17 protein-coding genes and 1 riboswitch are annotated in these 21,610 nt (G+C 54.1%); of the genes, 8 read left to right on the forward strand and 9 right to left on the reverse strand.

Annotation, left to right across the window (positions count from 1 at the left end):
• Positions 1-57 precede the first annotated feature (57 nt).
• Positions 58-510, forward strand: coding sequence for a hypothetical protein (locus BM022_RS08825; RefSeq protein WP_091138591.1), 453 nt, complete (start codon positions 58-60; stop codon positions 508-510).
• A gap of 174 nt (positions 511-684) precedes the next feature.
• Here the strand turns inward: BM022_RS08825 and hpnA are convergent, their stop codons facing one another.
• The 4 genes from hpnA to BM022_RS08845 form a co-directional block, all read right to left on the reverse strand.
• On the reverse strand, positions 685-1,677 hold the full coding sequence (gene hpnA / locus BM022_RS08830) for a hopanoid-associated sugar epimerase (RefSeq protein ID WP_256209077.1): 993 nt from the start codon (positions 1,675-1,677) through the stop codon (positions 685-687).
• A gap of 207 nt (positions 1,678-1,884) precedes the next feature.
• Complete coding sequence (locus BM022_RS08835; RefSeq protein ID WP_091138594.1) at positions 1,885-3,534, reverse strand: MutS-related protein; 1,650 nt, start codon at positions 3,532-3,534, stop codon at positions 1,885-1,887.
• A gap of 182 nt (positions 3,535-3,716) precedes the next feature.
• Positions 3,717-4,997 (reverse strand): TolC family outer membrane protein, encoded by a 1,281-nt coding sequence (locus tag BM022_RS08840; protein ID WP_091138595.1) that lies wholly within the window; start codon positions 4,995-4,997, stop codon positions 3,717-3,719.
• Positions 4,998-5,187: 190 nt separating this feature from the next.
• On the reverse strand, positions 5,188-5,859 hold the full coding sequence (locus tag BM022_RS08845) for a protein-L-isoaspartate O-methyltransferase family protein (RefSeq protein ID WP_091138597.1): 672 nt from the start codon (positions 5,857-5,859) through the stop codon (positions 5,188-5,190).
• Positions 5,860-5,921: 62 nt separating this feature from the next.
• A riboswitch (TPP riboswitch) is annotated at positions 5,922-6,023 on the forward strand.
• A 40-nt stretch (positions 6,024-6,063) separates the two neighbouring features.
• Here BM022_RS08845 and thiC point away from each other — a divergent pair.
• A complete protein-coding gene (gene thiC / locus BM022_RS08850; protein ID WP_091138598.1) occupies positions 6,064-7,971 on the forward strand; it encodes a phosphomethylpyrimidine synthase ThiC in 1,908 nt (635 codons plus the stop codon).
• 400 nt (positions 7,972-8,371) lie between these two features.
• Positions 8,372-9,196, forward strand: a complete 825-nt coding sequence (locus BM022_RS08855; RefSeq protein WP_091138600.1) for an undecaprenyl-diphosphate phosphatase — start codon at positions 8,372-8,374, stop codon at positions 9,194-9,196.
• Positions 9,197-9,240: 44 nt separating this feature from the next.
• On the opposite strand, the gene BM022_RS08860 is transcribed toward BM022_RS08855, so the two are convergent.
• The gene (locus tag BM022_RS08860; protein WP_091138601.1) at positions 9,241-9,693 is read right to left on the reverse strand and encodes a rhodanese-like domain-containing protein; all 453 of its coding nucleotides are present in this window, start codon (positions 9,691-9,693) and stop codon (positions 9,241-9,243) included.
• 277 nt (positions 9,694-9,970) lie between these two features.
• Between BM022_RS08860 and glnA the strand changes: the two genes are divergently transcribed.
• From glnA to BM022_RS08875, 3 genes are all read left to right on the forward strand, one after another.
• Entirely contained in the window at positions 9,971-11,380 is a 1,410-nt protein-coding gene (glnA, locus tag BM022_RS08865; RefSeq protein WP_091138603.1) for a type I glutamate--ammonia ligase, read from the forward strand.
• Positions 11,381-11,441: 61 nt separating this feature from the next.
• A complete protein-coding gene (locus BM022_RS08870) occupies positions 11,442-12,101 on the forward strand; it encodes a tetratricopeptide repeat protein (RefSeq protein ID WP_091138605.1) in 660 nt (219 codons plus the stop codon).
• Positions 12,102-12,206: 105 nt separating this feature from the next.
• The gene (locus BM022_RS08875; RefSeq protein ID WP_091138606.1) at positions 12,207-13,463 is read left to right on the forward strand and encodes a putative Na+/H+ antiporter; all 1,257 of its coding nucleotides are present in this window, start codon (positions 12,207-12,209) and stop codon (positions 13,461-13,463) included.
• Between the two features lie 192 nt (positions 13,464-13,655).
• Here the strand turns inward: BM022_RS08875 and pbpG are convergent, their stop codons facing one another.
• The 4 genes from pbpG to BM022_RS08895 all read right to left on the reverse strand — a co-directional run bounded on the left by pbpG (position 13,656) and on the right by BM022_RS08895 (position 20,242).
• Entirely contained in the window at positions 13,656-14,486 is an 831-nt protein-coding gene (gene pbpG, locus BM022_RS08880) for a D-alanyl-D-alanine endopeptidase (RefSeq protein WP_091138608.1), read from the reverse strand.
• 229 nt (positions 14,487-14,715) lie between these two features.
• Positions 14,716-17,796 (reverse strand): EAL domain-containing protein, encoded by a 3,081-nt coding sequence (locus BM022_RS08885; protein WP_091138610.1) that lies wholly within the window; start codon positions 17,794-17,796, stop codon positions 14,716-14,718.
• On the reverse strand, positions 17,793-18,227 hold the full coding sequence (locus BM022_RS08890) for a response regulator (protein WP_256209079.1): 435 nt from the start codon (positions 18,225-18,227) through the stop codon (positions 17,793-17,795). The genes BM022_RS08885 and BM022_RS08890 overlap by 4 nt, the downstream gene beginning before the upstream one ends.
• Positions 18,224-20,242, reverse strand: a complete 2,019-nt coding sequence (locus BM022_RS08895) for a PAS domain-containing sensor histidine kinase (protein WP_091138613.1) — start codon at positions 20,240-20,242, stop codon at positions 18,224-18,226. The genes BM022_RS08890 and BM022_RS08895 overlap by 4 nt, the downstream gene beginning before the upstream one ends.
• 329 nt (positions 20,243-20,571) lie before the next feature.
• On the opposite strand from BM022_RS08895, the gene BM022_RS08900 reads away from it, so the two are divergent.
• Together BM022_RS08900 and BM022_RS08905 are read left to right on the forward strand one after the other, a co-directional pair.
• Positions 20,572-21,216: a MotA/TolQ/ExbB proton channel family protein gene (locus tag BM022_RS08900; RefSeq protein ID WP_091138616.1), complete on the forward strand. Its 645-nt coding sequence runs from the start codon at positions 20,572-20,574 to the stop codon at positions 21,214-21,216.
• Positions 21,203-21,604 carry an ExbD/TolR family protein gene (locus BM022_RS08905; RefSeq protein WP_091138617.1) on the forward strand — a complete coding sequence of 134 codons (402 nt, stop codon included), beginning with the start codon at positions 21,203-21,205 and terminating at the stop codon, positions 21,602-21,604. Before BM022_RS08900 ends, BM022_RS08905 begins: the two co-directional genes overlap by 14 nt.
• Positions 21,605-21,610 lie beyond the last annotated feature (6 nt).

The following is a 21,610-nucleotide window of genomic DNA, read 5'->3' on the forward strand; positions in this document are numbered from 1 at the left end:
CCCAAGGAGCATCACCCATGTGCAATATCCGCATTTCAACCGTCAAGGAGAATCAAAATGCATAAGTTGATATACACCTTCCTGTGTGGAGCTACGCTTGCTCTAAGCCTGCCTGCGGGGGCCCATACCGAAGACTATTTCGATTCCAAAGAGTCGGCCCATGGTGGCCAGACGCGCATGGCCGGGCCATATCATCTGGAGCTTGTGGCCAAGAACAACGAGATTCTGCTTTACGTAATGGACCATGCCGACCGTCAGTTTAGCACCGAGGGTGGAACCGGTAAGGCAAACGTGCAAAACGGCAAGTCCAAGGTTAAAGCCTCGCTCAAGCTGGAACCCGTTGGCGCCAACATGCTTAAAGGAACGGGCGACTTCACGCTTACGCCCGAGACAGCGGTAACTATATTTGTCGAACTTCCGGGACAGGAACCAACCGCTGCCCGCTTCGTCCCGCTAAAACCGAAAGCCAAAACTGCCGGGCACGGGAATCATGTCAAACCGCGAATTTAAGCTGGGAAAGTAATGCAAGCTATTTTGAATAGTTTAGGGGATCGGTTAGCGGCGGCCGCTAGACAATTAGTGGGACGGACGGGACCGCAGAAGAAGCGTGATGTTTGAGCTTCCACACCCATGGATCCATGTTGGGCTGTGTGTATCGAACGAGACCTTATGCGTGGCCAGCCGCTACCCGCAGTATCCATTATTCCGAAACCAGTTCATCGCATCCTCCAGCGCCTCTGCGGCAGGCCGATATCGATATCCCAGCTCACGCACGGCCTTGTCGCTGGAGTAAAACATTTTTTTCCGCGCCATGCGCAGGCTATCCATGGTGGCGCGGGGTTCGACCTTGGTAACCATCGCCATTTTTTCCATTAACCATGCAGCCGGGAGGATCAGCTTGACAGGAAGATTCATTCGTTTCGTCTGCTTCCCGCGAATCCGGTCGATCATCTGGAGTATTTCCAGTAAAGTCAGGTTTTCCCCGCCGAGGATATATCGCTGACCCGGCTTTCCATGGGCGTAAGCCAGCAGGTGGCCATACGCGATGTCGTCGGCATGAGCGATATTCAAGCCTGTATTGACGTATGCAGGCATCCGGTCGCGTAAGGTATCCACCACGATACGGCCGGTTGGCGTGGGCTTGATGTCCCGTGGCCCAATGGGCGTGGAAGGATTCACGATTACCAGCGGTAGTTTATGCTCATCGGTCATTTGCTGAACAACTTGCTCGGCCATGAATTTGGAACGCTTGTAGTGTCCTGTCATGGCCACAAGACTGGAGGGCGTCTCCTCATTGGCGGGGATACCATCCTGATTCGTGCCCAGCGTCGCCACGCTGCTGGTATATATCATTCGTTTTACCCCAGCTTCTGCCGCGGCGAGTATCAACGCCTGAGTTCCCCTTACGTTAATGTCGTACATGGTTTCCGGATTTGGAACCCAGAGGCGATAATCGGCGGCAACATGAAAGAGGCTGTCGCAGCCTGCCACCGCGCGCCTCAATGACGGAGCCGAGCGCAAATCGCCTTCCAAGAGCTCGACAGGCAGTTTGTGAAGGTTTCGTCGGTCGCTTCCGGGTCTGACCAGGCACCGCACTTCATGCCCGGCGTTAAGTAAACATCGTGCAACCGCCGAACCGACAAACCCATTTGCGCCCGTAACCAATGATTTCATCATTTGATCCTTTTCAGCTCGGATTCATGTGAAGAACCTGCAACGCGAAGCGAGGGCGAGCATCGCATTGTGGTAGTCGTGCACACTTTTCGCACCTTGGATTATAGAACCAGGGACAGAGCGGGGCTCAGCAATAACAGGTCTATCGATTCACTGGAAGAGACGATACGCGGCCACGTTCTGCGCAGCAAGCCAATGCTGAACTGGCGATTAGGTGCCGCGTCCCGCAAGATGCTTCTCTATATCCTCCTTGCTGAAACCCAGCGCAGCGGCCACGCGGTCGGCGTGACTCACCCGCGAAACTCCCGGGATCAGACGATAGGTTGGGCCCTGGGGCAGAAACTCGCCCTGCAGGTAACGTCCAATACCCTTGTCCTGCAGGCGCTCACACAACTCGTGGTTATGTGTAACCAGCAATGTGCTTGCCCCTAGTTGATAGAAGCCTGCAAGGACATACTCCGACAGTTCCATCTTCTCCTCGAATGTCGTTCCCTCCGAAAGCTCATCCAGCACGACGAGGCTACGCGCCGTTGAGCTGAAGAAAATTTCACGCGTGCGTTTCAGTTCATGGGCAAAGCGTCCCATTCCCTCGGCCAAGTGTCCCGGATCGGGCACCTGGTAGAAAATATGTTCTGCCACGACCAGCCGCGCGTTTGCGGCGGGGATGTAACAGCCGATCTGGCCAAGCAGCTGAATCTGTGCCACCGTCTTGCAGTAGGCTGTCTTGCCGCCACTATTGGGTCCGGTAATGACAAGCAGCCGCCCCGTATCATCCAGTTCGATATCGTTAGGCACGTAGTTGGAATTGGCACGGGCAAGTAGAGGATTTCTAGCTTCAGTGACAATAAGCGAATGCCGATCGCTTTCAATTATTTCCGGGAGCGTCATCTTCTCGCCGAAAGCCCGGGAATAACGATGGAAGGACAGGATTTCATCGATCATGCCCATCGTTTCAAGCAGGCGCGCGAGCTCGAGGCTATGTTTGAACAGCTTCCGCAACGGATAGATGACAGAATCGCGATCCGACGAGGCAATAGCAATCAAGACGACCGGAAGAATGGGGATCGCCAGTACAAGTATCCCATAACCCAGGTAGGCGATGCCAAAACCGGCCAGTAATCCCTGAAAAAAATAAAGGCCTGTGACCAATGCTGCCAGGATAAGAAACATCGGCAGGGGCTTGATCATTGACGGATGGAAACGCGGGATCGGCAAGTATCGCGGCTTTTCTTCGCCCGTCTTGAATTTTCCCTCTACCAGGTAGACCGGTCCGCGTATCAGTGAGTAGATACGCGAGGTGCCAAAGTCGCGTATGGTCTTGAAGAGGTCGTGCAAATATTCGCTGCGGGGCTGCGGCAAGGCCTGCTCCATCTCGACGAGATCGACCACGAAGCCGGTTCCTTCGAGGAACTGATGATAGCCGTAGCCGCTGAATTCCATTTCATCGTTTTTACCAGTTCCAGAACTATCGATGGCAAAGCCACCGGTAAACGTGCCATAGAGCAATTCGTAAAGGGAACGCTCACCACGGGCCATCTCATCGATAAAATGCTGCAGCGCATCCCGAAGAGTGGCGTCGGACTCGAGCTCGTGTAATGCCTCCTGCTTTTTTCGCACAATTTCCGCATCGGTTCCTGGCCGGGCTAGCGAGCGGTAGAGAACCGACTGCCCGGCATGGGTAACAGCTTGATTGAGCGAGTCAAACAGTTGGTCGGTCTCGATTGCGTCGAACGTCTTGGCGTCGAGTACACCCTTATCCGATTCTCCCGGACGAGTGTCGCGGACACCGGCCAACCGGTCGCCGCGCGACAGGAGAAATGGCTGACTCCAGTATGAATCAGGTATGGCTGCCTCTTTCATAATAGGCCTTTGCTGGCTTCATGCCGCCATCCCCCTTGACAAGGAAACGGCGCAGCGGCGACACGCAACCCCGCTTGGTTGAAAATCTAACACTCAGACCAGGATGCGTCAACGATGCAGTCGGAGATGTATTGATGAACTTCATCATGACGCTTGCAGAACATCGTTTTTCGAGGCGGCACCTAGCGCAGCAACACCTTGTTGACCTCTCTCAAGTCTTCCTCATCCAGTTCCCCCGCCTCTGCCTTCAACCTCAACCTCGACATGTGAAAGTTGTAGCGCGCCTGGGCCAAGTCGCGTCGTGCCGTATAAAACATGTGCTGCGCATTCAAGACATCCACCTCGGTTCTGACGCCCACTTCCTGTCCAAGTCTGGTGGAATCCACCTGGCTCTGGCTTGATACCAACGCCTGCTTCAGTGCTTTCACCTGGGCCAAACCGTTGGTGACATTCAGATACTGCTGACTAACCTGCAGCAGGTTGTTGCGCCGGGTGTTATTCAGATCTTGAAACACCCTTTCTTGCGTTGCCAATGCTTCCCGAACGCGTGATTGGGTGGCGAAACCTTGGAATATGGGAAAACTGACCTGAACGCCAATCTCTTTCGACGTTAGGTCGATCGGCCGGCCTGTGATCGTGCCACCGACACCTTTCTGGTCGCTATAGATTGCTACCAAATCCACGGTTGGATAGTGCCCGGCCTTGGCGCGCTCCACGTCCTGTTTTGCGATTTCATACACTGACTGTTGGACTTTGAGCGCAAGATTGTTCTGCTCCGCCACGGTGATCCATTCCTGCATGGTTGGATACTTCAGCGTCAGCAGATCAGCAGAGTCTCCTGATGAAGGACGGCGGAGGTAATCCGGCATGCGGCCGATAATCTGCTGCAATGCCCGTTTGCGTATTTCCAGATCATTCCTTGCGGCAATTTCCTGGGAGTGTATGAAATCGTAACGCGCCTGGGCTTCATGCGTATCGACGATAGTCGCCGTGCCGACCTGGAAGTTGCGCTTGGCCTGCTCCAACTGCTCACGTATGGCCTTTAGTTGCGCCTCCGCCGCCTCCAAATTTACTTCCGCCAGCAGAATGTCAAAATATGCCTGCGCCACGCGCAGGATCAGGTCCTGGGCCGCAATGATGAACTGGGAATCGGCCTGCGCAACCTGAAGTTTTGATTGTTCATAAACCGCAAAATTTTCCTTGCGGAAAATCGGCTGCGTGGCAGTGAGCGTAAGACTCTGATTGTCGATCGTTATGTCCGATGGCCGCGCTCCTGCTATTCCGGGAAAGGCCGCGCTCAAATTCCCCACCTCGATCCATTGCCGTCGCCGCACAAATCCGAGCGTGACCGTGGGAAGCAGCCCGGCCCGACCCTGTGGTAACTTCTCCTGCGCCGCCTCGTGCGCGTGGCGCGCAGCGCTGTATAGGGTATCCTGCTCCAGCGCCTCCCGATAGATTTCCATCAGATCGGCAGCATGCGCCGGAGCATACGCACCCGCTGCAGCAATTAAAAGTGCACAAATATATCGCGGAACTCTCACCGTAGTGCCACATATCTTGAGGTGTCGGACGGAGTGCGCATCGGAGACCGCGTTTGCATATGCGCGTTTGACAGCAATCCAGACGCACCATGCGTGAAGCCGGCGTGGAAAATCAAAAAGTAAATCTCGCGGGCTGTTGCGCGTTTCTAAGGGGCGTAATACAGGTTTCAAACAAACCTACGGTATTATATGCGCCCGGTGTCCCCTCTTTTTCCTGTGTCAGGCAATTGATGATCATAGCCTGCATCACCGGTACGTCGCCAACCACCGCGAACAGGCGTCCACCAGTCCGGAGACTTTTCTGAAACGCCTCCGGTAAAACCGGCGTAGAGCCCGTCAGCACAATCACGTCATACGGTGCGTGGCTGGGCCAGCCGCGGGCAGCGTCTCCATTTTCGACCAGGACGTTGGCGATATCGTGAGCCTGGAGGTTTTTCTCTGCCATGGCCTTCAGTTCCGGCACAATTTCCACGCTATGAACATACTCACCCTTTTTGGCCAGCAGCGCGGCCAGGTAACCGCTACCGCTACCCACCTCTAAAATCTTGTCCGTTTTTTTTACCTGCAACTCCTGCAGAATGCGCGCTTCCAGCTTGGGAGCGAGCATTACTTCACCATGACCGAGCGGAATTTCCATATCCACAAATGCCAGAGAACGGTAAGCCGCAGGAACAAACTCCTCTCGCCGCAGCTCGAACAGTAATTTGAGAACTTCCTGATCCAGCACGTCCCATGTACGAATCTGCTGCTCCACCATGTTAAACCGGGTTTGTTCGAGATCCATGTCCAGCCCTATTAAAATATCATCACAGACTTGCAATTATTCCATATTTCCATTAGCTTCACAGCAGCAGCTAGGGGTCCGTTCCCGAATCCGGGAACCGGTGAGACAGTCCCTCAATACCTGACACGGATAATGCCGCCGTAGGGAAGCTGGGATTTTTTCGTCCCGCTCCTTCACGGCACTTGGCACTTAAAGGAGCGTACCATGAATGCAACAGTTTTAAACGCCGCGCACCTGCCTGGGGCGTTCTCGAGCAAGACCGCACACGTGGACGAAGGGGCGGTCCAACCCTTGCCCAATTCCCGTAAAGTTTATGTAAGCGGCGCCCGCTCCGATATCCGTGTTCCCATGCGCGAAATCAGCCAGTCCGACACACCCGCAAGCATGGGCGCGGAACAGAATCCACCTATTTATGTTTACGACACGTCCGGACCCTACACCGACCCGGAAATAGAAATCGATATCCGGTCGGGTCTGGCGCCGCTGCGCGAGAAATGGATCGATGAGCGCAATGACACCGAAAGACTCTCCGGTCCGGCTTCGGCCTATGGCAGACAGCGCCTGGCAGACCCTAAGCTTGCGGAAATGCGTTTTGATTTGAAGCGCCACCCCCGCTGTGGCAAACCAGGGGCCAACGTGACGCAGATGCACTATGCTCGGCTCGGCATCATTACCCCGGAAATGGAGTTCGTCGCCGTACGCGAAAATCAACGCTGCGAACAACTCATTACGGAACGGCGCGAACTCCTGACCCGCCAGCACCCGGGGCACGATTTCGGCGCTTTTTTGCCTCAGCACATCACGCCGGAATTCGTACGCGAAGAAGTGGCCCGGGGCCGCGCTATCATCCCTGCGAACATTAACCATCCGGAATCCGAGCCGATGATCATCGGGCGCAATTTTCTGGTGAAAATCAACGCCAACATCGGCAATTCCGCGCTCGGTTCAAGCATTCAGGAAGAAGTGGAAAAAATGACGTGGGCGATCCGCTGGGGTGGAGATACTGTGATGGACCTCTCCACCGGCAAAAATATTCATGAAACGCGGGAGTGGATCATTCGCAACAGCCCAGTGCCCATTGGCACCGTTCCGATCTATCAGGCGCTGGAAAAGGTGGATGGCAAGGCTGAAGACCTTACCTGGGAAATTTTTCGCGATACCCTGATCGAGCAGGCTGAGCAGGGCGTTGACTACTTCACGATCCATGCCGGCGTCAGGCTCGCCTATGTTCCGATGACGGCAAAGCGCCTGACCGGGATTGTGTCACGCGGTGGTTCCATCATGGCGAAGTGGTGCCTCGCCCACCACCGGGAAAGTTTCCTCTACACCCGCTTCGAGGAAATTTGCGAAATCATGAAAGCCTATGACGTCAGTTTTTCCCTCGGTGACGGGCTTCGTCCCGGCTCCATCTACGACGCCAATGATGAAGCACAATTCGCAGAGCTGATGACCCTCGGCGAGTTGACACAGATCGCGTGGAAGCACGACGTGCAGGTGATGATCGAAGGCCCCGGCCACGTCCCCATGCACCTAATCAAGGAGAACATGGACCTGCAGTTGAAGCACTGTGCGGAGGCGCCCTTCTACACGTTGGGCCCATTGACCACAGATATTGCCCCGGGCTACGACCACATTACATCCGCAATTGGCGCGGCCATGATCGGCTGGTACGGCACGGCCATGCTCTGTTACGTTACCCCCAAGGAACACCTTGGTCTCCCCGACAAGGATGACGTGAAGGACGGGATTATCACGTATAAAATTGCAGCACACGCCGCCGACCTTGCCAAAGGCCACCCCGGCGCCCAGATCCGCGACAACGCGCTATCCAAGGCCCGGTTTGAGTTTCGTTGGGCCGATCAATTCAATCTCAGCCTTGATCCGGATAAGGCCAAGCAATTCCATGATGAAACATTGCCGCAGGAAGGCGCGAAACTCGCACATTTCTGCTCCATGTGCGGCCCCCACTTCTGCTCCATGAAGATAACTCAGGATGTGCGCGACTTTGCTGCCAGCCAGGGAGTAAGCGAGGACGATGCCCTGGAAAAAGGCATGCAAGAGAAATCGATGGAATTTGTGGCTAAAGGTGGAGAAATCTATGGCAAAGCTTAGCCGGCATGAGTCAATCGATACAACGCGTGCCTGGCGTCCCTCCGCCTGATTTCCTAATTATTTGCACGATTGCGCTACGACGTCACCCTACAACCTGTGGCATATCGTCGTGTCCTTGCACCCTAGGCAATCGCCGTACCCGTCAGCTGCGATTTTTTATCGCCTGAAATATCAATACCGGCGTTGGTGGCGGACACCCCGGTCGGGAATGATTAAAGCCGCCTCGGGAGTATTCTTGAGTCTGAAGGACGGTTCAATGCGATAATGCCGAGGTTGTCGCTACGACGATTTTCCACAGCCTATTTCTTTGAACTGGAAAAGTCCATTGTCACGGAATATGTCGACTCAATCCCATACATTCAATATCCGGCATCAACCGATGCTGGACCGATAGTTGCGAATGGACTGGCTACTGCTTTTCAAGGCATTGATCCTCGGTGTTGTCGAGGGGCTGACCGAGTTTCTCCCCATCTCCTCTACAGGCCACCTCATCCTGGCGAGTGACTTGCTCAACTTCAACGACGAGAAGGGCAAGGTATTCACTATCGTGATTCAGCTAGGCGCGATCCTGGCAGTATGCTGGGAGTATCGCGCAAAGATCGGAAGTGTCGTCGCGGATGTTGGCTCGCGGCAGGATGCCAACCGGTTTGTTCTAAATATTCTGATCGCATTTCTGCCGGCGGCAATCCTGGGATTGCTGTTCATCAAGACCATCAAGCAGTATCTGTTTCATCCGGTGCCGGTTGCAACAGCTTTCATCGTCGGCGGCGTCTTGATCCTTTGGGCGGAGCGCAGAAAGCACGTGGTGGAAGTCGAGCGAGTGGAAGACATGGATTGGAAACATGCGCTCAAGGTGGGATTAATGCAATGCCTGGCGCTGATACCGGGCACTTCACGCTCCGGCGCAACCATCATCGGCGGTCTGTTTTTTGGCCTGTCTCGCAAAGCCGCCACCGAATTTTCCTTCTTTCTCGCCATCCCGATCATGTTTGCCGCCACCTTCTACGATGTCTACAGAAGCCGCGACATTTTGCAGTTTGATGATGTCGGCGTGTTCATGCTCGGCTTTGTGGCCTCGTTCATCAGCGCGCTGCTGGCTGTGCGCGGGCTATTGCGTTTTATCAGTCATCACGATTTTACGGTTTTTGCATGGTACCGCATCGGATTCGGAATCGTGGTCCTGTTCACGGCCTACTCCGGTGCGGTTGAATGGTCAGCCGCCTAGCCTGATTATCATGGACGAGGCTCCCGGCTATGGCGGCGCACTGCTCAACCCTGTATCCAGGGGAGGCCAGCAGCCTTCCAGCCACCCTTGGTCCCACGGTGGCCGCTCGCATCCTTCTCACCCTCAAATCCTTCGAGAATGTTATAGCAACTCGTGTAACCCATCTCCGTGGCGGTAGCCGCGGCCTGATGGGAGCGTCCTCCGCTGCGGCAAATGAACATCACCAGCGATTCCTTATCTATTTGGCTGGAAAGATAGTTGGTAAAATCTGGGTTGTGCCGCATACCGGGGTATGACTGCCACTCAATCTCAACGGCGCCCGGAATTCTTCCGACCCAATCCCATTCGGCTCTCGAACGAACATCCACCAGCTTGGCGTCCGGGGCCTCCTGTAGCAGGGTGAGTGCTTCATCAGGAAGAAGCGCGCCTTCATATGGCAAATCCATTTCCTGGGCACGTTGCTGCGCCCTTTCCAATATCGCAGTGATGGGTTCCATATCGCGTTCCAATGTTGTGATAGAAAATGCAATGGTAGTCGATTTCTAAGCCAATGTCGGGCTTCGTGCATTCAAGCGATCCGTGTCCAGCCGGTCTTACTCACAAAAACCTGATTCAGCGGAACGGGCTCGAACTGTTCAAGAACGAAGAACGCTCCTGCTGATATAATGTTGCCCTTATAATCGGCAAACCTAGGCGCCAGCTGCATCGTGCCTGCTTGGATTCAAAGGTTTCCAAAATCCTTTGTATAACTGCAAACGTAGTTCGGAGAAAAAAATGGCGTTAGCCGATGTACTGAGAATGATCCAGGATAACGAGGTCAAATTTGTTGACCTTCGATTTACTGATACCCGAGGTAAAGAACAGCATGTGACGCTCCCCGCTCACGCGGTTGACGCCGACAAGCTTGAGGATGGCCACGCGTTCGACGGTTCCTCCATTGCCGGCTGGAAGGGTGTTCAGGCTTCCGACATGTTGCTGATACCAGATCCGGAAACCGCCAAGACGGATCCTTTCATGGACGAGGCTACGCTTTTCATGACCTGCGATGTGGTGGAGCCTTCCGATGGCAAGGGCTACGACCGCGACCCTCGTTCGCTGGCGAAGCGGGGAGAGGCTTACCTGAAATCGACCGGCATCGGCGATACCGCATACTTCGGCCCTGAACCGGAGTTCTTCATTTTTGATTCGGTAACCTGGCATGCAGACATGTCCGGTTGCTCGGTAAAAATTGAATCGGAAGAAGCAGCCTGGAGTTCCGGAAAAAAATACGAGGGCGGTAATATTGGCCATCGTCCCGGTATAAAGGGTGGTTATTTTCCCGTCCCTCCGATCGACTCGCTGCACGATATCCGCTCCGCCATGTGCCTTGCGCTGGAAGAATTGGGTATTGAAGTTGAAGTGCACCATCACGAGGTCGCCACCGCCGGACAATGCGAAATCGGCACGAAATATAGCAGCCTGGTAAAACGGGCCGACTGGACGCAGGTATTCAAATACGTCGTGCACAACGTCGCGCACTCCTACGGGAAAACGGCAACGTTCATGCCCAAGCCCATTGTCGGCGATAATGGGTCAGGAATGCATGTGCATCAGTCTATCTGGAAAGGAAGTCAGAACCTGTTTTCGGGAAACGGTTATGCTGGACTTTCCGAAATGGCCTTGTATTACATTGGGGGCATCATCAAGCATGCAAAGGCCCTGAATGCAATTACCAACCCGGGCACCAACTCGTACAAGCGTCTCGTCCCCGGGTATGAAGCGCCGATCAACCTCGCTTATTCGGTCAGTAACCGTTCTGCCGCAGTGCGTATCCCTTATGCCAACAGCCCAAAGGGGCGGCGTATCGAAGTGCGTTTTCCGGATCCGACCGCAAATCCTTATCTTGCCTTCACCGCCTTGATGATGGCTGGGCTCGATGGCATTCAGAACAAGATCCATCCAGGGGATCCCATGGACAAGAATCTATACGACCTCCCGCCTGAGGAAGCGGCGAAGATCCCCAACCCCTGCGCCTCGCTGGATGAAGCACTCGATAATCTGGATAAGGATCGTAATTTTCTTACTCGCGGCGGAGTGTTTTCAAACGATATGATTGATGCTTACATCGAGCTCAAGATGGAGGAAGTTACACGCTTTCGGATGACAACCCATCCGGTCGAGTTCGACATGTATTATAGTTTATGATTCTTCTGGACGTGTTCCTGCCGCCCCTGGTGCGGCAGGACATTATAGGACGTCATATTTTATGAATATTCTCATTGCTGCGCTGCTCTCCGCATCGTTGCTCATACTTACGGGATGCGGCGAAAAACCTCCCGCAAGTCCCCCCAAACCACAGACCGAAACAAAGCTGCCAGATGAATTCACGTCTGAGAAACAGATTCCATCGGTGCTGGAGGAGGCGCTAACGCCCGAGGAAAAGTCGGACATAATGAAGCAGATCATGCCAGCCCAGGCAGGTGACTCAACCCCGGAGGAAAAATTTCTGCAATTAAGGAAAGATGCGGAAGCTGGGGACCCCAAGGCACAAACCGGCCTCGGCGTGATGTACTACACAGGCGAAGCGATTTCCAAGGATGCCGCAGGTAATATTCTAAGCAATGATCCAGCTACAGCCGCGGCATGGTTTCATCGCGCCGCTGCTCAGGGATATGCGCCTGCTCAATTCAACCTTGGTCTGATGTATGCGAATGGCGAAGGCGTCCCCAAAGACTCGGCAAAAGCTGTTGAGTTGTTTCGGAAATCGGCCGACCAGGGTAATGTCGATGCCCAGAATAATCTTGGGGTGATGCATTACGCAGGTGAAGGTGTGCCCAGGGACGAGGCCAAGGCCAGGGAATGGTTCAACAAAGCAGCTGCGCAGGGGAATACGGATGCGCAGGCGAATCTTGACGCAATGAAATAGTAATAACGTTTCTCGCGTTAATCAAGCGCATGGCCACCGGTATACGTACCGCGATTTTAACGTGAAGTTGATGTCTAATCCTACCCAACCGGTCGGCGATACACGATGACCCCAGCCCCTATTGAAGTTATCGGCGCAATGCTGTTCGGCATTGCGCTGATTCACACTTTCTCGACACAATGGTTCCAGCGCCTCGCCCACACTCATCCGGCACACGCGGGTATATGGCATTTTCTGGGTGAGGTCGAGGTGGTGTTCGGCTTCTGGGCGATGGTGCTGGTGGTGGCAATGCTGATCACGGACGGGAAGGAGGCGGCGACGGCATACATCGATGGGCAGAGCTTTACGGAACCCATGTTCGTATTCGCCATCATGGTAATTTCGGGCAGTCGTCCCATCCTTCAGTTCGCCATGACTTGCGTCAAGACGCTTGCCCGGCTGATTCCCTGGCCGGACGGCAAGGCGTTTTACTTCGTAACATTGTTTTTTGTCCCTCTGCTTGGGTCTTTTATCACCGAGCCCGCAGCTATGACGCTCGCCGGCCTGATCCTGCTAGAGCGCTACTATTCCAGGGATATTTCGGCGCGCCTCAAATACGTCACTCTCGGCGTACTTTTCGTTAATATCTCGATTGGCGGGACATTGACGTCGTTTGCAGCACCACCAGTTCTCATGGTGGCCGCAAAGTGGGGATGGGACTCTACTTTCATGCTTACCACATTCGGCTGGAAGGCTGCGCTCGCGGTACTCGTGAACGCAATGGCCGCGACTTTGCTGTTTCAACGCGAGCTGTCGGCACTAAATAGCGAAACACGTAGCACTCACGCTCAAACACCGACCTGGGTGGTCGCAGTTCATCTATTCTTTCTGACCGGAGTCGTGATGTTTGCCCATCACCCCGCCATCTTCATCGGTTTACTGCTCTTCTTCGTCGGCTTTGCCCATGCGTATGAACGCTACCAGGACCGGCTCATCCTGCGTGAAGGACTTATGGTCGCTTTTTTCCTTGCTGGCTTGATTGTTCTTGGAGGGCACCAGAAGTGGTGGCTGCAACCGGTATTGACGGGAATGGACAGTACGGTACTGTTTTTCGGCGCCACCCTGCTTACCGCTATCACGGATAATGCGGCCCTTACCTACCTTGGTTCTTTGCTGGAGGGTACGACCGCGGATTTTCGTTACTCGCTGGTTGCCGGCGCTGTGGCAGGAGGCGGCTTGACGGTAATCGCCAATGCGCCTAACCCGGCGGGCTTCTCCATACTCAAGGGTTCGTTCAAGGATGAGGCAATTCGTCCCTTAGGACTGCTGGCCGCCGCCCTTCCGCCGACCATCGTGGCTGTTCTCGCATTCCAGGTACTGTAGATCAAGGACCAGACCACCTTTCCGGAACATCTCCGTCCTGATCCTCAACTTGAGGCTACGCGTTTTCCATGCCGAGCCAGTGATTCATCCTTCGCGACCAGCGGCTAAGTTGGGGTGCTCCAGGTGCGATGTTCAGGCCTGTCGCGCACTCGCCAGCCGTTTAGCCGCTCCACCTGCGGATCTAGAGTACGGTCAGCCGCGAACTTTACGCGCAAAACCGATCTCCATCCACTTTTTGATCCGGTTTGCATCTCCCAGACGCGTATTCTTGCCCAGGGAGTCAAGCAATACAATAATGATTGGCTTGCCGGTTATGTTGGCCTGCATCACCAGGCACCGGCCTGCTTCGCTGAGAAAGCCGGTTTTCGATACGCCGATTTCCCAATTGGTGCTACGCACCAGATTGTTCGAGTTGACAAATTGTACGCTATGGTCGTCATCCTCGAATTCGACGGCATGCGCAGCGGTTGTGGAGAATTCGCGAATAATCTCGTAGTCATATGCCGCACTCACCAGTTTGGCCAGATCGCGTGCGGTGGAAACGTTGGCGCGGTTCAACCCGGTGGAATCAACAAAGTAACTGCTGCCCATGCCAAGTTCGAATGCCTTTCGGTTCATGGCGTCCACAAATGCGCGAGTGCCACCGGGATAGTTCCGTCCCAGCGTGGCGGCGGCGCGATTTTCGGATGACATCAGGGCGAGCCGCAACATTTCCTCGCGGGTGAGACTTGTTCCAACGCGCAGGCGCGAACGTGTATTCTTGAGAATGTCAACGTCGGCCGCTTCTATGAAGATTTCCTCGTCGAGCGGCAATTGCGCGTCAAGCACAACAATCGCCGTCATGAGCTTGGTAATGGAAGCGATCGGCATTACTTTGTCCGGATTCTTGTGGAAAAGAATGCGCTCCTGCTGCGCGTCCATAATTAGCGCGGCTTGCGATTTCAACTTTAACCCGAGCTGCTGAGCAACCGCGCTACCCGTGAATACGAACGTAAGACAAAGCGCCACGATAAGCTTGTTCATTTCTGATTCTGTCCATATCTGTGGAAAACAATCCGCCTCCCCGCGGACTGGGATGTATCCGGACGATAACTTAACAAATATCACGAGATCGGGAAAGAGCTTTTTGCATTGACGTGCGGCGATTCATTATTTTCCACTAGAGGATCGCGCCCGCTACGCGCAGCCAAACGGACTCGGGGGAAAGGACATCGTTTGCGCCTGCTGCCGCGGCATGCGGCGCACCCCCGGTTCAATTCCTATCGTTCAGTGACAGCCGGTAGCCCTCGATCAGCGCTCTGGATGCGCCCTCAAGCGGAAGAGGCCGTGAAAAATAGTAGCCTTGCATCTCGTCACAGCCGTGTTTAATCAGAAAATCCAGTTGCGACCTTGTTTCGACTCCCTCGGCTATTACCTTTAGCCCCAGGCTGTGGGCGAGGTTGATCATGGCAACCGCGATGGTTGCGTCATCCGGATCGGTCGTGACATCACGGATGAACGCGCGATCGATTTTGAGCACGTCGAGCGGAAACCGTTTCAGGTAGGCGAGACTCGAATAGCCGGTTCCAAAGTCATCCATTGATATCTGCACTCCGAAGGCTTTCAGATTCTGGAGCGCATTGGCAGCTACTTCTGCCTCTTTCATCAAAACCGATTCCGTCAACTCGAACTCGAGCAGGCGAGGATCTATCCCGGTCGTTTTGAGCGTATTCCCGATAACGTCGTCCAGATCTCGCTGCTGAAACTGGCGTGCCGAGAGATTCACCGAGATCGGGTGCAGAAGCAGACCCTGCCGCTCCCATTTTCTGATCTGCTCACATACCGTTTGGACGACCCATTCTCCGACCGATACAATCAGCCCCGTATCCTCAAGGACAGAAATGAATTGCAAGGGTGGCACAAGCCCATGCGCAGGATGCTGCCAGCGCAACAGCGCCTCGAAACCCGTTATCTCGCCGCTGACCAGGCTCGCCTTCGGCTGATAATGAAGCACGAATTCACGCCGCGCCAACGCGCCGCGCAGTTGAGTTTCCATCCTTAACCGAGCCACTGCGCGCTCATTCATCTGCGGCAGATAAAACTGATAGATTGCGGGACCTTGTTCTTTCGCCTGAAACATGGCGGTATCCGCGCTCCTTAGCAGGCTATCGGCGTCATCCCCGTCGCCCGGGAAAATGCTGATCCCGAGACTTGCGGAAATGTAAACTTCCTGACCTTCCAGCTCGAACAATTGCGAGAGCGCAGCAATCACTTTTTCCGCCACCACCGTTGCGTCCTCGGCATGGGTGAGACTGGACAGGATAAACCCGAACTCGTCTCCACTCAGCCGCGCGACTGTATCGCAGGAACGGACGCATTGCTGCAACCGTTGCGCGACTTGAACGAGCAGCCTGTCGCCTGTGCCGTGGCCCATCGTGTCATTGACGATCTTGAATCGGTCAAGATCGGCAAAAACAACAGCAAGGCGCTCGTGGTCACGTTGCGCATGCTCCATTGCCTGCTTCAGCCGGTCGAGGAACAGATTGCGGTTAGGCAAACCTGTGAGGGGATCGAACTGAGCCAGATAGGTGAGGCGTTCTTCTGTTTTTTTGCGGTCGATCGCGGTCGCAAGAATATTTGCCAGACTTCGCAAAAAATCGGTGCTGCTGGCGCTGAAGCAATAAGGGTCACGGGCATAGGCGCCAAGCACACCGTAGGGCCCGCCAGCACCCGAGATCACCACCCCCGCAGCGCTGCGTATAAGATGGCTCTTTAGAATTTTGGAAGGCTTGAAACGAGATTCGGTGCAAAAATCGCCTATGATCACCGGCTGATGGCTGGCAAGAATAAACCGGTTTTGGCTGTTCTCATATGTGGAAGAGATGCAGCGGCCAACCCACCCCTCCTGCCACCCTGAACCCGCCTTAAGATTGAACGAACGCAGATCCGGCGAGAGCAGAAGCGCTTTGGAGAAAGTAACGTTGAGTCCTTCCGACGCGATCACCGTTGCCTCATGCCACAACTCGTCAAGGTCTGCGCTAGCGAGTGCCTTCTGTCCGAACGCCGCAATAAGTCCCTGCTGCATTGCGTGCTGTTGAATAGCAAGCTCGCTTTGCTTACGCTCGGTTATGTCGATGGCAGCCCCTACAATAGTCAGCTCGTTTTTTTCCCCGACTTTGACAGTTTTGGCGATATGAACATGACGCACATGTTCATGTCGCTGTTGTATGCGAAAATCAAACTGGCTGCTTCCGTTCTCCTCTCTGATCTTATTTAGTTGCGCTTCCTTCTCGGTCAAGTCATCGGGATGAATATAAGACTTCCACGTTTCAAATGTGATTGCACTGCCGCGCGGAACACCGTGAATGTCGTACATCCGATCGTCCCAGATAATCTCGTTGGTTGCGATATTCCACTCCCAAATGCCGATCGCAGCAGCCTCCGTGGCGAGAGAAAGACGCGTTCTCTCCTCCCTTAACACACGTTCTCTGCGATTCGATTCGGCTCGCAGCCAGACGTTTTCTATGACCGTTGGCAAACGCTGAATATAGCCGGGGCTTTTTACCACGTAGTCGGCCGCCCCAAGCTTGAAAGACTGCCGCGCAATTTCTTCGTCACCGGGCCCAATCACGAGGACGATAGGCACATCAAGTCCTCGTACCTGGCAGAGCTCCTTTAAAATGTCGGTAGCGGAAGCGCCGGGCAAACGATAATCAAGGAGAAGGACATCAATATCAGGGCGTGAGCCGCTAATGGAAAACCGGTCGAATACCTGCTCAGCTGTCTGAAGAAATTCAATATTCAGATGCGGCGCCAAAGCAACCAGCTCTCTCTTCGTCAGATCGACATCGTGCGTGTTGGGGTCAACGAAAATCACCTTGAGCGCGGCTGCACGCCAAAATGTTTCGCTATGGAATTTATCGAGCGCAGCCCGCAGCACGAGAGGAAGCGTCTCCAGGTAACTCCCTCCCTTGATGACATAATCATCAGCGCCCGCGCGGAGCAAGGCCAGTAACAATTCCTCGCTCCCGGAGCCGGTGAGAACAACTACCGGCAGCGGCAAACGCGAGGAGCGAATGTGAGCAAGCAAGGTTTTACCGCTTCCATCAGGAAGGTTGAGGTCGGTAAGAACCAAATCATAATGATTGATTTCCGCATTGGCGCTCGCGATGGGTTGCGTGGCTGCGGTCCTCATCGGACTCTCTGCGTTATCGCTGTGGAACCGCTCCAGTCTCGCCAATGCCTCGGCCAACGTGCTTACAATATCCAGATGAATTTCAGGCGCGCGTTTTCCGAGCTCGATTCGCACCAGATGGGCGTCTAGTGCATCATCCTCCAGGTAAAGAACCTTCATGCGCGCTTGGGAAAACTGTGCATGTTGAGAACAGTCCAATAAAGCTCGATTTGCCGGGCCACCTCGATGAATTTATCGAAATCCACGGGTTTTACAATATAGGAATTGGCCCCTAGCGAGTAGGCTTCATTGATATCGCCGTCCTCTGCGGAAGAAGTCAGCACTACGACGGGGACAGTGCCGAAAATCGGATGTGCCCGAATGACGCGCAGCACCTCCAGTCCGCTGATTTTAGGCAGCTTCAGATCAAGCAGTATCACCGAGGGAATAATATCGCCTGCTTGCCATGCCTCGATAAGGTCGAGCGCTTCCTGACCGTCACGCGCCACCCTGAGCGGATTGGCCAGCTTATGCCGGATAAAGGCGCGCTGGGTAAGGTCCACATCCATCGGATTATCTTCGATAAGCAGAATTGGCAAGGTATCGCTCACACTAAGCCTGGATCCGCGTGGGGAACGGTTTCCCCGGTCCGGCATGACAAAGGCAACTGGAGGAAAAAAACCGCTCCGTTGCCGAGCTGACTTTCCGCCCATACCCGCCCGCCCATCCGTTCCATGGCCTTATGGACCATCGCGAGGCCGATACCGGTGCCCGGATATTCCTCAATACGATGGAGGCGCTGGAATATTTCGAAAATCTTGTCGTAAAAACGCATATCGAATCCGATTCCATTATCGCGCACCGAGATGATGCAGTTGCCATCACCGGCCTGTGCAGAAATTTCAATCGCTGGCTGCGAGGCATGCCGGGAGAACTTGAGCGCATTATCGATCAGATTGCGCAAAGCGATCGCAAGCGCGTCGGGGTCGGCATTGACATGGAAATCGTCGACCTTGACTATCAGCACGACGTTTCCGACGAGGTCCTGAAATTGACCCAATAGATTGGATATAAACGTAGACAGTCTGACGGAGGTGGAGGATGGCGTTCGCCGTTCAAGCTTGGAATATGCGAGCAGGTCCTCAATCAAGTCCGTCATGTGTTTCGTTGCAGCGCGCACATTTTTCAGGAAAGTCCGGCCTTCCTCATCAAGGCGTTCATGATAGCTCTCCAGCAAAAGCCGGCTGTACCCGTCTATTCCCCGAAGCGGCGCCCTCAGATCATGGGAGACGGAATAGCAAAAATTCTCCAGCTCCTTGCTCTTCGCAACAAGCTGGGCAGTACGCTCATTTACTTTGTACTCGAGATTTATCTTTGCATCGCGCAGTGCTTCTTCTGCCTGCTTACGCTCGGTAATGTCTTTAATCGTGAGAAAAGCCAGCCCCTTTCCGTCGCCATAGTGCGAAATGGCACCGGAATAGCTTAAGACCCTAACCCAATCCCTATCTAAGCGCCGAAGCCGCAACTCAAGGTCTTGCAGCTGCTCACCCTGAAGCACTCTTATCAAAGGCCATAATTTGGCAGGCAGAACAGCGCCATCGAGCGTCGACAACTCGTACATACTGGCGAAGCTGTCAAGATCGCGTAACGCCTCATCTGCGCTGGTGACATCGTGCATTTTGAGCGCGGCCCGATTCCAGTGCAGCAGCTTGCGGGAAAAATCGGACACCACCAGCCCTTCGGTCATGTTCTCCATCACGACTTGAAGCTGATTTTCAGTTTCGCGTCTAGCCTGTTCCGCCAGACGCTGATCGTGCACGTCGGTGTTGGTGCCTAGCCACTTTACTATATGGCCTTCACTGTTTCTCAAAGGCTCCGCCCGCGTTAAAAATATGCGGAATTGACCATCCGCTCCACGCAACGGAAACTCCATGTCGAATACCTGCTCTGCGGCAATCGCATTATTCCAGCTTTTCATTACCTGGGGCAGCAGCACGGGATCGTGCAGTTTCTGCCAACCCCAGCCTTCCATTTCCTCCCGGGTGGCGCCACTGTAATCGTACCAGCGCTGGTTGTACCAGGTTCGCGACCCATCAGGATTCGCAATCCAGGCAAGTTGTGGAATCGTATTGACCATGGTGTGAAACCATTCCTCGCGCTCCCGCAATGCGATCTCGGCACGTTGCCGGGTCGTGATATCCCGACCAATTGCCAGAAATGCTGCGTGGCCGCCTTGCTGGGTAAATAACTGTAGATGAAACTCGACGGGATACCGCGTGCCATCCTCGCGCGAAAGTGATGCTTCAAAAATGACAACATCCTTTTCACCGCACAGCAGCGGTTTCAACATGCCCCGAAATGACTTTTCGTTATATGCGGGCTCCAGGTCCAATGGGGTCATCAGTCGCAGCGCGGCCATGTGATAGCCAAGATTGCGCTGGGCGACAGGATTCACATATTCGAAACGCAGAGTTTGGGTATCGAAGAGGTAAATTTCATTCAAACTGTGCTCAAGGGTGTCGTGAGTCGTGCCGTGCGTATTCCCGCTTTGCAAAAGCTGCCTTTCATGCGTTACCTTGCTTGAGTCCGCTGCGCCTCTGGTATGGTTTTCGACTGGATAATTCATTAATAAAACGGAGAGCTTTTACCCCTCGTACCTCAAAAATATCTTGCGTATCACTGCTATTATTCCGGGTTTCAATCTGATCAGGAATTTAACGCCGGCGCGATGCGTAGCTGTCCGCAAACAATTACTCCCGATCAGGTATAACGGAGCTATGAAACCTTAAAATGAGCGATGTGCATAGCTGTAAGATTTTACAGGTGACGACAAGAAATCATGGCTTGAGCTGGCGGCTTTCATACTTGTGCTTTGCCGTAGCCTCGCTTGGGGATGACTTTTTACCGCGATTTAAATAACAAAGGGGGTCAACACGCCCCCGCCTGGAGATAAATATGCAAGAACTACAAGCAACCTGGACCGCCTTAAAGCTCGGCGGTTTGATTATTTTGCCGTTGTCTTTGCTGGCAGTGATTGCGTTGGCCATTATGATTGAGAAGGCATTTGTCTATTGGCGTTATGCCCGCCTCTCCCACGACCTGCTGAACCTGGTGGAGACCTATGGCTTCGCATGGCACGATCTGGAAAAAATACTGTCCGGGCTCGATGAGCGTCACTATTACAAACGCTTCTTCGAGGTGGTAATCAGCAATCGGCACCGCCCCTCCTGGTGGACCGAATCGCGGGCTGCCGATGAGGCTCAGTTGATCGAGACGTCGCTTGCGAGCAGGCTATGGGTTCTGGAAACGATCGTTACCGCCGCGCCCTTGCTCGGCCTCGTGGGTACGGTTGTCGGCATGATGCAGGCTTTCAAAATAATCGGGGGTGAGGGTATCGTCAATCCCACCGCCGTGACTGGGGGAGTGGCAGAAGCACTTATTGCAACGGTGGTCGGTCTGGTGATAGCGCTGATCGCGTTGTTCGGCTTCAACTATTTCTCCCGTTTGCAATCCCAAACCATGGATGAGATGGAGCGCCTCGGCACACGGCTGATTGACCACATTCGCCTGGACCAGGAGGGTAATCATGAAGCTTCGTAGGTCCCGGGAATTTCGCAAGGGGCGAATAGAAATCATTCCGATGATCGATGTCATGTTCTTTCTGCTTGCGACGTTCATGCTGTCTTCTTTATCGATGCAAAACCTGGATTCCCTGCAGGTTAATCTGCCCCAGGGGCAAGCCGAAAAGCTATCGACCAAAACGCCTGTCACGCTTACGCTGACAAATGACAGCCAGATCTTTATCAATCGCACGCCCGTTACACTGGAGACGCTCGCCGAAACGCTCAAACCATTACTTCAAGATTCGGAACATAAACTGATCGTCTCAGCCGATAACGATGCGCCGCAGGGCATCGTGGTGCAAGCCATGCTGCGTGCCCGCACTGCTGGCGCGCAACACTTTTTGATTGCGGTTAAACACAAATAATCCCCA

It is taken from the genome of Nitrosospira sp. Nsp14 (genome assembly GCF_900113575.1).
Taxonomy (GTDB): domain Bacteria; phylum Pseudomonadota; class Gammaproteobacteria; order Burkholderiales; family Nitrosomonadaceae; genus Nitrosospira.

What these genes read in the sequence shown, in the direction of transcription:
- BM022_RS08825 (WP_091138591.1), top strand. Translation starts at nt 58, where the DNA reads ATGCATAAGTTGATATACACCTTCCTGTGTGGAGCTACGCTTGCTCTA.
- hpnA (WP_256209077.1), bottom strand. Translation starts at nt 1,677, where the DNA reads ATGATGAAATCATTGGTTACGGGCGCAAATGGGTTTGTCGGTTCGGCG.
- BM022_RS08835 (WP_091138594.1), bottom strand. Translation starts at nt 3,534, where the DNA reads ATGAAAGAGGCAGCCATACCTGATTCATACTGGAGTCAGCCATTTCTC.
- BM022_RS08840 (WP_091138595.1), bottom strand. Translation starts at nt 4,997, where the DNA reads ATGGAAATCTATCGGGAGGCGCTGGAGCAGGATACCCTATACAGCGCT.
- BM022_RS08845 (WP_091138597.1), bottom strand. Translation starts at nt 5,859, where the DNA reads ATGGATCTCGAACAAACCCGGTTTAACATGGTGGAGCAGCAGATTCGT.
- thiC (WP_091138598.1), top strand. Translation starts at nt 6,064, where the DNA reads ATGAATGCAACAGTTTTAAACGCCGCGCACCTGCCTGGGGCGTTCTCG.
- BM022_RS08855 (WP_091138600.1), top strand. Translation starts at nt 8,372, where the DNA reads ATGGACTGGCTACTGCTTTTCAAGGCATTGATCCTCGGTGTTGTCGAG.
- BM022_RS08860 (WP_091138601.1), bottom strand. Translation starts at nt 9,693, where the DNA reads ATGGAACCCATCACTGCGATATTGGAAAGGGCGCAGCAACGTGCCCAG.
- glnA (WP_091138603.1), top strand. Translation starts at nt 9,971, where the DNA reads ATGGCGTTAGCCGATGTACTGAGAATGATCCAGGATAACGAGGTCAAA.
- BM022_RS08870 (WP_091138605.1), top strand. Translation starts at nt 11,442, where the DNA reads ATGAATATTCTCATTGCTGCGCTGCTCTCCGCATCGTTGCTCATACTT.
- BM022_RS08875 (WP_091138606.1), top strand. Translation starts at nt 12,207, where the DNA reads ATGACCCCAGCCCCTATTGAAGTTATCGGCGCAATGCTGTTCGGCATT.
- pbpG (WP_091138608.1), bottom strand. Translation starts at nt 14,486, where the DNA reads ATGAACAAGCTTATCGTGGCGCTTTGTCTTACGTTCGTATTCACGGGT.
- BM022_RS08885 (WP_091138610.1), bottom strand. Translation starts at nt 17,796, where the DNA reads ATGAAGGTTCTTTACCTGGAGGATGATGCACTAGACGCCCATCTGGTG.
- BM022_RS08895 (WP_091138613.1), bottom strand. Translation starts at nt 20,242, where the DNA reads ATGAATTATCCAGTCGAAAACCATACCAGAGGCGCAGCGGACTCAAGC.
- BM022_RS08900 (WP_091138616.1), top strand. Translation starts at nt 20,572, where the DNA reads ATGCAAGAACTACAAGCAACCTGGACCGCCTTAAAGCTCGGCGGTTTG.
- BM022_RS08905 (WP_091138617.1), top strand. Translation starts at nt 21,203, where the DNA reads ATGAAGCTTCGTAGGTCCCGGGAATTTCGCAAGGGGCGAATAGAAATC.